The organism is Saccharococcus sp. Marseille-Q5394 (genome assembly GCF_946901335.1).
GTDB lineage: Bacteria > Bacillota > Bacilli > Bacillales_A > Planococcaceae > Sporosarcina > Sporosarcina luteola_C.
In genome coordinates this window covers 1670507-1684729 of sequence record NZ_CAMPPQ010000001.1, presented here as the reverse complement: position 1 = coordinate 1684729, position 14223 = coordinate 1670507, and the positions used below count along the sequence as shown (strand labels likewise).

Here is a 14223-nt window from a genome sequence, read left to right as displayed (position 1 = left end):
TGATGAGCGGGAAAGGTCCGCGGAGAATCTTCTCCGCGGACTTTTTATATCATCCCATTGCCCGATGCACTTATTCCGTTTAGGAGTAAGTGCTTTTTGGTTTTTAATTAAAAAGAGATATTAAACTAGTCCTCCAATTACCGATAAAAAAGAAGGAAGAGGAAGACATCGAGAGAGAGGTTATGACATGAGAAAAAATTTCCTGATAGCTGTTGTTCTAGTACTTAGCATTGCATTTTGGTCATCGGTTAATGGGGAAATAGCTGTTGCTTCTTCCAATTTCACGGGAGAAACTGATAGAGTCATCGTGAACTTGGTAGACAAGAAAGGCGATGAAACAGTAGAAAGCATTTCGCTTAATGACCTTGAAAAATTCAACGAAGGAAGACTTTCAAATAAATCTTCTGTTTTATACAGTGCGCAAGACGTTGAAGTGTTGCAACCTGATTTCATCCGGACGATTGCTTTGGAAGACCCGACAAGTGGAAAAGCGGCGTCATGGGGAACGGAAAGGGTTGGAATAAAAAACTTCAAAATTTCTCTTGCTGCAACGAAAAGAAACGTAATTGTTGCCGTTATTGACACAGGCGTCGACTACACACATCCGTTTCTCGCGGGTCGGATTGTGGATGGATATGATTTCGTCGCCAACGATACGGATCCGATGGACGTACATTTTCATGGGACACATGTAGCGGGAATCATCGCAGAGACAACCCCGGCGAATGTGAAAATCATGCCGATCCGGGTGATGGACGAACAAGGGAACGGCTATGATTCCGATGTGGCAAAAGGAATTCAATTTGCGGTCGACCATGGCGCTACAATTATTAATATGAGTTTCGCAGGCGAAGGGTATTCGCAATATTTGGCGGATGCAATCAATTATGCTCTTTCCAAAAACGTCCTCGTCATCGTAGCTGCGGGCAATGAAAGTGCAAGTACCGATAATTATTTTCCAGCATCCAATCAAAAAGTGATTGTCGTTTCGGCGACAGACATAGCTGATAACGTTGCGAGCTTCAGCAATACCGGCGCCGCAATCGACGTATCGGCTCCTGGCGTTAACATCGTTTCAAGTGTTCCGGGGGGAAATTATAAAAACCTTAGCGGCACATCGATGGCAGCGCCCTATGTGAGCGGCATCGCCGCAATGCTGAAACTGGAGGGGTCAAACAGGTCCAATCTTGTAATCGAAAGACTGTTAAAGCAATACGTTGATGACAGAGGAGCGGCCGGATGGGATCCTCAATACGGAGAAGGCATTGTCAATATTGCATCAATAGACGTGGACAATGTATCAAATGTCAAAGAAGAACTAAAAAAAGTACCGGTTCCTTCATCAGATGTCATCACTCTGCCTGAATACAAGGATGTTCCTTTGAATAAAAAATGGACTGTCGCATTCAATCGACTGCTCACCGGACGGGATACCATTGATGTGAAAGTCTATATGGGAAGTAGTGAAATTCCCATTCAACTGACATCTCAAGCTGGCAAGAAGGAAATCATTGTCTCGGCGAATGAACAGTATCGTCCAAACACAGCGTATCGTCTCGTAATCCTATCGGGGAACAAGTATAAGTATGAAATGCATTTTGTGACGGGATCTAAGTAAATAGATAGAAAAGGCTATCCGATTTGTCGTTCAACAGCGACGAATTGGGTAGCCTTTTTCTGTTTTCCTAATTTGATAGTTCATGTCATAGCAGAATCTCCTACTACATACAGTAGAACAGTATCATACTGGGTTGTCCAAATTGGAAGCCCGATAGATTTATCGACAAATTGACTACCAGTAGTCGCGGGAGGGGTTCGACCTAGAAAGGTAAGTGGACAACCAAACCACCAACTAATATGGCAAAGGGGGAAGTTTATTGAAGAAGAAACAGCTTCATAAGTTATTCAGTGCAATCATGGCATTTGCCATGGTCTTTACGTTGCTAGCGCCGATGAACGTGTCGGCGAACAACAGCCCGAACCCATTCAAGCAGAATGGGACGAATGAAAGCATCATGCAGGCAAAAGCGGCAGTTGCCCAGCAACTGAACGTATTGGAAGGGGAACCCGCCCTCCACAAGGACTTGCAAGGATTATCCGGAAGTGAAGAAGTATCGGTCATCATTCACCTTTCTGAAAAACCTGTTGCACTTGAAAAAGGGATAAAAGAGTTGGCAGGCCAAAAATTCGCAAGCGCTGAAGCCAATGCAGTGAAGTTGAAAGTGAAAGCACAGCATACATTCTTCAAAAAAGAAATGAATGCAAATCATATATCATTTACAGAAAACTATTCTTATAGCACAGTGCTAAATGGCATCGCGGCGACTGTAAAAGCGCATGACATTAAGAGGCTTCTAGACATTCAAGGCGTCGTCCTTGTCGAGCCGGTTGTAGAAGTGCATGCCCTTGAGTCGTCATTGACGCCGAGCGGTACAGTCGATGCGGCAATGAATACGAGCATTTCATTCCTTGGAATTGAAAGGATCTGGGATAAGGGCTTTAAAGGAGAAGGAATTAAAGTCGGTGTGCTAGATACTGGGATTGACTATAATCACCCTGATTTTGATGGGATCTATAAAGGCGGTTGGAACTTCATACCGAACGGTGCGACTTATGCACGTCAACGAGCTGATAACGACCCATACGAAACTACACCACTTGACCGTCCAGCAAGTCAACCGGAATTCAACGCAAACGGCAGTTCATTCTACACCTCTCACGGCACGCACGTAGCAGGTACAATCGCTGCGATTGGTGCGAATGAATACAACATTTCTGGGATTGCACCTAAAGTTGACCTTTATGCATACCGCGTACTTGGCGCTTACGGCAGCGGATCCAATGCTGGAGTGATTGCAGGAATAAACAAAGCTGTCGAAGAAGGCATGGACATCATCAACCTTTCGCTTGGTGGCGGTAACAACTCATCCACGACTGCAGATACAATCGCAATCAACAATGCAATGCTAGCCGGTACACTTGCAGTTATGGCGACGGGCAACTCAGGTCCGAACCGTGGCACGATTGGTACGCCGGGTGCCGCTGCATTAGGAGTGGCGGTTGGAAACACAACGAATCCTGAAGCGAATTACGATGCAAGCGTTACTGTTACAGCAGGCGCTTATACTAAAACATCCAACATTAAATTGATGGGAACGACTTTCGGTGTTGATCTTGCGGCTCAGCTTGCAAGTGAATTTGATGTCGTTGCGGTTCCGGGAGTAGGCGAACCGAAAGATTACACCGGTCTCGATGTAAATGGCAAATTCGTTCTTGTTTCCCGTGGATCCATCGCATTTGTCGATAAAATCGCAGCGGCAAAAGCGGCTGGCGCAGCGGGACTCTTAATTCACAACTTCACCGGCGGAACGAATGCACCGAATCCTTCCGGAACATTCCTTGGCGATGATTTCGAGTTCCTCCCGACATTCGACATGTCCCAAACAGAAGGCGATGCATTAAGGGCGGCACTAGCTTCAAACGCGGGTAAAGTTTCATTTGCAAATATCAATAAAACAATGACAACTGGCGATGAAGTGAACAGTTCCAGCTCCCGCGGACCGACAACACCACATTTTGATATTAAACCGGACGTCTCCGCACCGGGAACGAACATCATGTCAACCATTCCGATGTACGGAAAAGACAATCCGGATGCAGACTACTCAAAAGCATTTACACGCAAAACAGGTACATCCATGGCAACACCGCATGTCGCAGGAATCGCGGCACTTATCATGAACGCCAACCCTACCTGGAATGCGTTTGACGTGAAAGTCGCAATCTCCAATACGGCAAAAGTGTTGGACACTACGAAATATGATGTTTTCGCACAAGGACCAGGACGCGTACAACCGTATGAAGCGGCATTCCCTAAAGTGCTTGCTTATGCGATAGATAAAGTTGTCTCTGACGGAAAAGAAGTTCGTAACGATAAAGGGACGGTTACGTTTGGTCATCTCGATAAGATTAAAGATAGTGCAGTCTCCGTAACGAAACAAATTCGTGTGAAGAATATTTCCGGAGCGGTTAGTGATTTCAATGCAACAGTGCAAATGACGAAGTCTTTTGCAGATGCAAAAGTAACAATTGACAAGCCTTCATTTAAATTGAACGGCGAGCAATTGCTAAATGTTACGCTAACTGCTTCAAAAACAAATGCACCAGCTGGAAGCGAACTTCTTGGCTACATTCACATTTCGAACGGTGAAACAGATCTATCCTTGCCGTTTGCTGCCGACTTCTCGCCAAAAGCTCAAGTTGCTCCAATTACAAATTATAAGCTGACAGAAACAGATCTTTCGTTCAATGGTGATGGCGTGAAAGATGCAGGGCGGCTCAATTTCACTTTGAACACGAATGTAGCGACAAACTACGTTGAACTTTGGGATATTATGGATCCTGAAGGCGGGGAATATGGCGATGGCTATATTGGCTATCTACACGCGGGTTCTTCTTTAGCCGCTGGAAGCTACTATCTGGATATTGACGGAGAGTATGCACCTTGGGGCAGATCGGGTTTCGAGCAAATTCCAGATGGTATTTACACAGTTGACTTCACCGCTCTATCAGCAGGAGGAATTATTGAAGCATGGGATGGCCCACTCTTTGTGAAGAGTTCGCCTGCTACAATAGAGTCGGATGATGATCAAGTCGCTGAAGATTCCACATACGCATTTTCAGGCCAAGTAGTCGATAAGTATATTGAGTGGCAAGAAGAGCTATTCCTCTACGGTCTCGGCTACAACCTCAATACGAAACTTACAACTACGTTCGAAGCAAAAGATGTGGATGGTAATGTAGTATCTAGCGGACCTGTTAATCTTGCGCAGGACGGTTCATTCACTGTGGAAGTGACTGGCCTTGTAGAGGGCGACAATACTGTAACGATTTTCGTTAACGACGCGGCTGGCAATAAAGCTGAAAAATCCTTTGTAGTTACACTTGAGGGAGAAATCGAAGAAGATACTGTTGGTTATGCAGTGAATAAAAACAGCCTACTACTTCAAGTTGGAGACACTGATAATCTGACCGTTACTGAAACAACAACAAAAGCAGACGGAACGGTCACTGAAAAAGACGTCACAGCTGATGCATCATTCCAAAGTGCAAATGCAGAAATTGCTACAGTTGAAAACAGCAACGTCACAGCAGTCGCTGCAGGCACAACTGTAATCACTATCACGTACAAAGACTTCACAGAAAAAGTCGCAGTTACAGTTACAGCTGTTGAAGAAGACATAATCACTTTCGCGGTTAATAAGGATCAAGTCACCCTCAACGTCGGCGAAACGGATCAATTAACCGTAACGAAAACAACGACAGTAGATGGCAATCAAACAGAGGAAGATGTCACGGCATCGTCGACATTCACTTCAAGTGATGAAAATGTAGCATCCGTTACAAATGGCACCATTACAGCTGTGGATGCTGGCGAAACGGCAATCACAGTCACGAACGGCGACTTCACAGCAACTGTTGCAGTTACAGTCACAGCTGTTGAAGAAGACGTAATCACTTTCGCAGTTAATAAGGAACAAGTCACCCTCAACGTCGGCGAAACGGATCAATTAACCGTCACGAAAACAACGACAGTAGATGGCAATCAAACAGAGGAAGATGTCACGGCATCGTCGACATTCACTTCAAGTGATGAAAATGTAGCATCCGTTACAAATGGCACGATTACAGCTGTGGGTGCTGGCGAAACGGCAATCACAGTCACGAACGGCGACTTCACAGCAACTGTTGCAGTTACAGTCACATCTGTTGATGAAGACACAATTACTTTCGAGGTTAATAAAGATCAAGTCACCCTCAATGTCGGTGGAACGGATCAATTAACCGTCTCGAAAATAACGACAACTGCAGATGGAACTCGCAAAGTTGAAAACGTCACACCTAGCGCCACATTCACGTCTGCGGATGAAACAATCGCAACAGTTAAAAACGGAAGCATCACAGCAGTCGCTGCAGGCAAAACAGAAATCACAATCACATACGGCGAATACGATCCAATTATAGTCAAAGTCACAGTCACAAATCCTGCACCTAACCCAGGAAATGGCGGGGGTGGGGGTAACAACGGCGGCGGAGGCGGCGGAAACATCCCGTCAACACCAACAACTCCAACCAAGCCGGATCCGGTAAAACCTGATCCAGTCAATCCTGAACCGATAATACCAGTAACATTTACAGATGTTTCAAAAGGTTACTGGGCTGAATTCTATATTCAAAAAGCTGTACAAATGGGAATTTTTAAAGGCTACAAAGACGGTTCATTCAGACCGAATGATCAGTTGACACGTGCGCAAGCCGCCGCATTGATTACCCGTGCATTGGGGCTGCAAACGACTGAAGCGGCACCTTTCACTGACACAGGGAATTTGAGTAAAGAAACCCAAGCCGAGATTGCAGCTGCATACAAATACGGTATCATCAAAGGGCAAAATGGCAAATTCAATCCTTCGGATAATGTGACTCGTGTTCAAATGGCATTAATGATTGCACGTGCATATGAATACAAAACAGGCGAAACATACAAGCCGACAGCAAATGCACCGTTTTCCGACATTGGCAACTACAATAAGGAAACAGTGAACGCTATTTCAATGTTGTATGAGTTGAAGATCATTACCGGATCCGATGGAAAATTCATGCCACAAGACCCGACAACACGTGCACACGCTGCGAAGATGTTTGTCAATATCATGGAGTTTCTTCAGTAATTAGCAAACCCCAGTCGCATCTATGCGACTGGGGTTTTATATGATGAGCATCAAATTATTTGAATGGAATTGGATCTTTATCTTTGATGAATTGAGATGCGTTTATAAAAATAATATCGGGATTTTGCTCGGTAATAAAACCATCTCTCGAAATTATAACTCCTTTAAAAGCACCTCCTTTAAAGGTTACTTTTCCGTTAGGGGCGAAAAGAATACCTGACAATTCACTGCCGCCAAAATTATTGATCTCTATATTCCCTTTACTAATAATAATTACGTTGCTTGTAGATGAATGCCAATCATTCGCTATAAAGTTTCCCGGCGAAAATATTCTATTTCCAGACGAAATAGTCCCATTTGATTTCACAGTATAGCCATTCTGTGGATACCAATCGTCTTTATGTAAGGTTGGGGGAGTAAAAGATGGGCTTTTGGGAATGTCACCCTCTTTAAGTTGGCTGAAGTTCTTTACAGTGCCATCAATATTAGGCGAATTAGCACTGTCTAATTTAGTAGTTCCAGCAATATATATTTCATTCGCTTTTATTTTAGCGGACCAATTTTTAAACGTGACATTTCCATTTATAATTACTTTTTTTCCTTCTATGACGGCACTATCTCCAAACGTAACATTTCCATCAATGTAAATGGTGTCACCATCGATTCTTGCTCCACCATTATTCAATTGTACATCTCCTGTGATATGAACTATCTTCGTTGAATTTTTCAATCCTAGTTTTGTACTGCTTGTAAATTTAACTAAATTGCCTTTTTTATCAATATAGATATTTTGTACGTTAATTTTATTATCGCCACCAAATTCTAAGTCCTTCTTATTCAGATTATTGATCACTACCGTCCCTGTCCCATTAGTCGCACTTTTCAAAGGTGAGGAACCAGAGATGAACAAGTGGGAACCATAAATAAATACATTATCAAGTAGCAAATTATCAATGAAACTAGCGTCTTTTTTGGGAATTGTAAAACTGAGATCTGTTCCTTCCTTCCCTTCCAGTACAGTATCAATCGTGAAGGAATTTTTAGTTCCAGCAGATAATGTGAACTTGACGGGCAAATCATTTGTGTGTATAACAGCCAGACAATCGCCATTCTTTAAGACTTTATTATTTAATTGCAATGTAATCTCTATACCACTGTTCGCAGCCAATTGGTCGTAGCAGACACTCTCGTCCTTGCGGTGGGATGCTCTAATTCCGGTAATGATCCTATTTGATTCCTGTCTTAAAGTAATGCGAGTTTGCGTGTTGTCATTGAACTTGACGGTCGATATAAGTACACTAGTTACAAGCCCGATAACGAAACTTGCAATTACCAATGAAACTAATATTTCCACTAGAGTGAGTCCTTGCTGGGACAAGTGTTTTTTGAACACGAGTTACGCCTCCTATTAACGGATTAATTGATGAAGGGTGACGGGATGAAAAATAAACTTAAAAGCTATCTGGTAAACAATAGAGGAATGTCATTGATTGAAGTTCTAGCATCCCTCGTGATTTTGACGATCATTTTCGTTTCACTTTCCCATTTTTTCTTCCAAGCCTCCTTATTCTCAGTTAAGGTGGAAGATCAATTGACATCCATTAACATTGCTGAAAAGGTGTTACATGATGTGAAAACCAGTACTGTTAAGTCCACTGGAAAGAACGTAAGTATTGACGGGAAGCAATATAAAGAAATTAATCCAACCGAACTAAACGGGAAATTATATTATCCATATGTCTTGGTTTCTCCGGAAACACCGGCAATCTTACAATTGGAGAGAGTCCATGTGAAGATTTATGCCGAGAAGATTGAACCGGGTTATGAGCCGGTGCAGATTTCTGAAATATTTGGTTATAACGAAACGGGGAACTCTAAATGACAAATAGGTTACTGAGAAAACAAAACGGTTATACATTAATTTGGGTCTTATTAATTGTTGTGTTAATCGGTGTTTTGACTCCGCCACTTGTATCAAAAGTCCTTAGCAGCAAACTTCAAGTTCAAAGAACAGAGAAAGCAATACAACTGGAAAAAGTAAGACTAATGGGCGTTACGTATATGGAAAGTGTTATTAATCATGCCAATGATGAGCTGGTCAAAAAATCGGATTCTTTACTTGATAGTAAGCAATATAAGGAAAGTTTACAACAAAAGATTAATGAAATAGACTCCCAGTTTACCAATGAGGTTGTAAAAGTTTTAAAAGTGAACGGCCAACAATTCCGCTTGAAAATCAATACCATCAAAATAATAGACGATAATAAAGTCGTCATCACATACGCAGTTACTTCCTCCTTGAATGATTCAACACAACCAAAAGTATCAAATGAAGAAGTTGTTATTCATATAGTAAAAGAATAGCGTTAGATTGTAGTTTTGAGGAAATTAGGAGCAACTTGATAGAAAACAATAAGGGCTTTCCGATTTGTCGTTGAATAGCGATGGATTGGGGAGCTTTTTTGTTTTCGATCTTTATTGGATTGTTTTGCTTATGCAACTAAGGTTCAGTTTAGATGGATAGTATAAACTGCCTATTCGGGAGAATAATTATTCTGAATAATAAAATGAATCTAAAGATATGGTTCTAATTTACCTCTCTAATGGTACCATTGAAATGTAGACAAATACATATATTGGGAGGTATTTAATTGAAGAAATACTCACGTTCTTATCAAAAACTCTTCAAAGCTGTATTGGCAAGTAGTGTGGTAGGAGGAGCTATAGTAGCCGCCCCTCCAACATTTGTTCAGGCTAATGAATCAGGCCCTACTTTATTTAATGATTTAAATCCAAAGGCTTATTATTTCGCACCCGTAGTGAGTCTAAGCGCAAGAGGGATTATTAATGGTTATGCGGATGGTACTTATAGGCCGAATGATTCTGTCACACGTGGGCAAGCAGCTAAAATTCTTGCTTTAGCTTTGGGATTGGATACAGTTAATGTGAAAAATCCCGGGTTCACCGATGTGAAAGAAAGCGATTCATTTTACGGTCCAATAGCGGCTTTGGTAAATGCAGGCGTCATTAGTGGATATCAAGATAAAACGTTTAGACCGAATGATAATCTAAAACGCTCACAAATGGCGAAAATTATTACCCTAGGATTCGGTTTAGAACGAGAGAATCTCTCTGATAACCGGTTTGTTGATGTCAAAACTGGTGATGCCTATGCAGGATATGTACAGGCATTGATTTCTAACAATATTACAACCGGAATCACACCAACAACGTTTGGGCCGAATGTGCTTGTCACGAGAGGTCAAATTGCTTCGTTTATCTTTAGAAGTGAAATGGCAGTTTCACAAAACGGACTCAGTTCTCAGATTGTCGATATTACGGAAAACACTATTGAACTAAAGGATGGGACATATAGTATTCATGCGGAAATGAAATCTATATTAAACCCTTCCAACCTGCCTGCATTAAAAGGTGCAAAAATCAAAGTAAATGTTAAAGATGGTCTAATTGAAAGAATTTCATCACTTGAGATTACTGCTAATGGAACTTCATCGAATCATATAGTCCTTGATGGAAATAGTGCAGCGTTAAAAGGAAATCTGATCATCAATGGTGATTATGTAACGACTAAGAATCTTGTTATAGAAGGTAAATTGGAAATTGGAAATGCAGTTAATAACAGTTTCCAAAGCGAAGCCATAAAGGTTAAGGGGAAAACAATTGTTTCTGACAATTCATCCTCAAAAGATAAGACGGCAGCAGGAACTAACAGAGTTTATAAAGTCGCATCTGCCAATTCTTTTAATGTCTCAGCAGATTCCAAGACAGCTACAACTAAACCGACAATTATTTTTTTGAATTCTGCAATGGGAACAATAGAAGTATCGAAAAGTGATGTAACAATTGAATCGAAAGGTACTACTAGTGTACAGTCATTCATTTTATCTTCAAATGTTCACCTGAAAGCGGACAATGGCGTTATTCTTCCAAGCGTAACACTGTCGGAAGGTGCAACATCCGTTACAATCGACGCACCGGTAACAAGCCTTACAATCAATACAAAATCAGCATTAAAGATTGAAGGTACAGCCAAGATCGGTGAAGTTACAATTGGTTCAAATAGTTCGAAGATATCATTCGGCTCTAATACTAAAATCGGTAATCTAATCCTGCCTAAAGGAACAGAAGCAAAAGATGTTATTCAAGATTACGATAAAGTGAAAGCTAACATTGAGAATATTGGCGGAGTAACAAATCCGGAAGCAAAACCGGTTACACCTGCGCCACCTGTAACTGGTGGTGGCGGTGGTGGAGGTGGTACTGACGGTTCAGTACAACAACCAGAAGCACCGAAACTTGTGACTTTGGCGCCAGATTCCTTGGGGGTAGCTGGGGATAAGAAAATCACAGGGTTAGAACCTGGCAAAAAATACGCTGTAATCGTAAACGGGGAACTGTTTGGTGTAAAGAAAGACGGGACTTTAGGCCTTAAGGAATCCTCAGCAGAAGTATTGACAGGCACAGAAATTACAGGCTTAGACAATACGAAGACATATAAAGTTATAGAAGCAACAGGCGGTATTGTTGCGCAGGACTTTGGATTCGTAAGTGGCATTATGTACTCAGCTGGCGCAGGTTTAACTGAAGGTAAAACAGTAAGTGATATAGACACTCTGACTGTAGAATGGTTTGATCAAAATAATAAACCATTAGGAAAAGGGAAATTGACGGATAAGATTGCAGAATATCGGGATGCTACCCAAGTTTCAATGCCATTGGATTGGACATTTGATTATGAGAAAGATGGATTCTGGGATGTAGATGGAATTACAATAGGGGAACCGACAAAAGTTACATTCACCGTTAAATATAAAAATGGAGTCGAAGCTAAAGTCGATAATACCAGAGTTGAATCGGGCGACATTATCGACTCAGCCGACAAACTACTAGCAGCGATTGCAGCAGCTGGAGAAAATGATACAATTTTTGTAGTAGAAGGAACGTACGAGTTATCGAAACAACTTCTAATCAATAAATCCGTCACTATTAAAGGTATCGGGGAAGTGACAATCAAATCTGCGGAAGGCTTTGACGAGGGTACTTATAACGCAGATAAACACTTAGTTTCTATTAATAACGTTAACGGTCTAGTCCAACTGGAAAACCTCACAATCAGCAATGCCAAACGGACTGGAATCAATGTCTTTGAATCTACAAATGTAAAGTTGAAAGATATTGTTTCTAAAGATAATGCGGCTGCAGGATTGAATGTTAACAATTCAGTAGTGGTGGCTGACAATTTAGAAACAAGCGGCAATGCTTGGTATGGCGTTAATGTTGATAATGGATCTAGTCCAGGTGAAGGGGCGCCAAAAAGCAAACTCACATTAAATAGTGGAGTACTATCTGAAGCTACTCAAATTGTATCTGATAAAGGCGACGTTACTGTTGTAGCTGAAGGATATGCTGAATACAAGGTGCACGGAACAACAAAAACCATTTGGTCAAACAAACCATTAACGAATGTTATTACAATAGACGGCAGTAACACTGTTTATACGTCTATTCAATCCGCGATAGATGCGGCTAAGGCAAACGATACGATAAATGTACCAGAAGGAACGTACAAGTTATCGAAACAACTTCTAATCAATAAAGCCGTCACTGTTAAAGGTATCGGGGAAGTGACAATCAAATCTGCGGAAGCCTTTGACGAGGGTACTTATAACGCAGATAAACACCTAGTTTCTATTAATAATGTTAACGGTCTAGTCCAACTGGAAAACCTCACAATCAGCAATGCCAAACGGACTGGAATCAATGTCTTTGAATCTACAAATGTAAAGTTAATAGATATTGTTTCTAAAGATAATGCGGCTGCAGGATTGAATGTTAACAATTCAGTAGTGGTGGCTGACAATTTAGAAACAAGCGGCAATGCTTGGTATGGCGTTAATGTTGATAATGGATCTAGTCCAGGTGAAGGGGCGCCAAAAAGCAAACTCACATTAAATAGTGGAGTACTATCTGAAGCTACTCAAATTGTATCTGATAAAGGCGACGTTACTGTTGTAGCTGAAGGATATGCTGAATACAAGGTGCACGGAACAACAAAAACCATTTGGTCAAACAAACCATTAACGAATGTTATTACAATAGACGGCAGTAACACTGTTTATACGTCTATTCAATCCGCGATAGATGCGGCTAAGGCAAACGATACGATAAATGTACCAGAAGGAACGTACAAGTTATCGAAACAACTTCTAATCAATAAAGCCGTCACTGTTAAAGGTATCGGGGAAGTGACAATCAAATCTGCGGAAGCCTTTGACGAGGGTACTTATAACGCAGATAAACACCTAGTTTCTATTAATAATGTTAACGGTCTAGTCCAACTGGAAAACCTCACAATCAGCAATGCCAAACGGACTGGAATCAATGTCTTTGAATCTACAAATGTAAAGTTAATAGATATTGTTTCTAAAGATAATGCGGCTGCAGGATTGAATGTTAACAATTCAGTAGTGGTGGCTGACAATTTAGAAACAAGCGGCAATGCTTGGTATGGCGTTAATGTTGATAATGGATCTAGTCCAGGTGAAGGGGCGCCAAAAAGCAAACTCACATTAAATAGTGGAGTACTATCTGAAGCTACTCAAATTGTATCTGATAAAGGCGACGTTACTGTTGTAGCTGAAGGATATGCTGAATACAAGGTGCACGGAACAACAAAAACCATTTGGTCAAACAAACCATTAACGAATGTTATTACAATAGACGGCAGTGATACTGTTTATACGTCTATTCAGACAGCGATAGATGAAGCTAAGATAAACGATACGATAATTGTACCGGAAGGAACGTACAAGTTATCGAAACAACTTCTAATCAATAAACCCGTCACCATTAAAGGTAACGGAAATGTGACAATCACAGCTGCGGAAGGATTTGATGAGGGTACTTATAACGCGGATAAACACTTGGTTTCTATTGATAAAGTTAACGGTCTAGTTCAATTGGAAAACCTAACAATCAGCAATGCCAAACGGACTGGAATCAATGTCTTTGAATCTACAAATGTAAAGTTGAAAGATATTGTTTCTAAAGATAATGCGGCTGCAGGATTGAATGTTAACAATTCAGTAGTGGTAGCTGACAATTTAGAAACAAGCGGCAATACCTGGTATGGTGTAAATGTTGACAATGGATCTAGTCCAAGTGTCGGAGCGCCAGATACTAGTTTTACACTAAATAGTGGAACACTATCTGAAGCTACTCAAATTGTATCTGATAAAGGCGGCGTTACTGTTAAAGCTGATGGATATAGTGAATACAAGGTGGATGGAACAACAAAATCCATTTGGTCAAACAGAATAGACGGCGACAGTGACACAGACGCAGACGCAGACGCAGACGCAGACACAGACGCAGACACAGACATAGACGCAGACACAGACATAGACACAGACACCAACACAGACATTGACACTGAAGCTAACAATGACAATGTTTATGAGTCTATTTAAGCGGA

At 41.4% G+C, this 14223-nt stretch carries 6 protein-coding genes; 5 read left to right on the top strand and 1 reads right to left on the bottom strand.

All coding sequences use genetic code 11. The features are described 5' to 3' along the window. Window positions 1-187 precede the first annotated feature (187 nt). Window positions 188-1618, top strand: a complete 1431-nt coding sequence (locus OC538_RS08140) for a S8 family serine peptidase (protein WP_262174256.1) — start codon at window positions 188-190, stop codon at window positions 1616-1618. Between the two features lie 259 nt (window positions 1619-1877). Then, complete coding sequence (locus OC538_RS17920; RefSeq protein WP_316044284.1) at window positions 1878-6728, top strand: S8 family serine peptidase; 4851 nt, start codon at window positions 1878-1880, stop codon at window positions 6726-6728. Between the two features lie 55 nt (window positions 6729-6783). On the opposite strand, the gene OC538_RS08125 is transcribed toward OC538_RS17920, so the two are convergent. Then, window positions 6784-8121, bottom strand: coding sequence for a prepilin-type N-terminal cleavage/methylation domain-containing protein (locus tag OC538_RS08125; RefSeq protein ID WP_262174254.1), 1338 nt, complete (start codon window positions 8119-8121; stop codon window positions 6784-6786). Between the two features lie 45 nt (window positions 8122-8166). Between OC538_RS08125 and OC538_RS08120 the strand changes: the two genes are divergently transcribed. From OC538_RS08120 to OC538_RS08110, 3 genes are all read left to right on the top strand, one after another. Beyond that, window positions 8167-8610 (top strand): prepilin-type N-terminal cleavage/methylation domain-containing protein, encoded by a 444-nt coding sequence (locus tag OC538_RS08120; protein WP_262174253.1) that lies wholly within the window; start codon window positions 8167-8169, stop codon window positions 8608-8610. Next, complete coding sequence (locus OC538_RS08115; RefSeq protein ID WP_262174251.1) at window positions 8607-9092, top strand: type II secretion system protein; 486 nt, start codon at window positions 8607-8609, stop codon at window positions 9090-9092. The genes OC538_RS08120 and OC538_RS08115 overlap by 4 nt, the downstream gene beginning before the upstream one ends. Before the next feature lie 287 nt (window positions 9093-9379). Then, complete coding sequence (locus OC538_RS08110) at window positions 9380-14218, top strand: S-layer homology domain-containing protein (RefSeq protein ID WP_262174250.1); 4839 nt, start codon at window positions 9380-9382, stop codon at window positions 14216-14218. Window positions 14219-14223: the final 5 nt, after the last annotated feature.

Excerpts from the sequence above, each read along its gene's own strand:
- OC538_RS08140 (WP_262174256.1), top strand. The coding sequence starts at position 188 with ATGAGAAAAAATTTCCTGATAGCTGTTGTTCTAGTACTTAGCATTGCA.
- OC538_RS08120 (WP_262174253.1), top strand. The coding sequence starts at position 8,167 with ATGAAAAATAAACTTAAAAGCTATCTGGTAAACAATAGAGGAATGTCA.
- OC538_RS08115 (WP_262174251.1), top strand. The coding sequence starts at position 8,607 with ATGACAAATAGGTTACTGAGAAAACAAAACGGTTATACATTAATTTGG.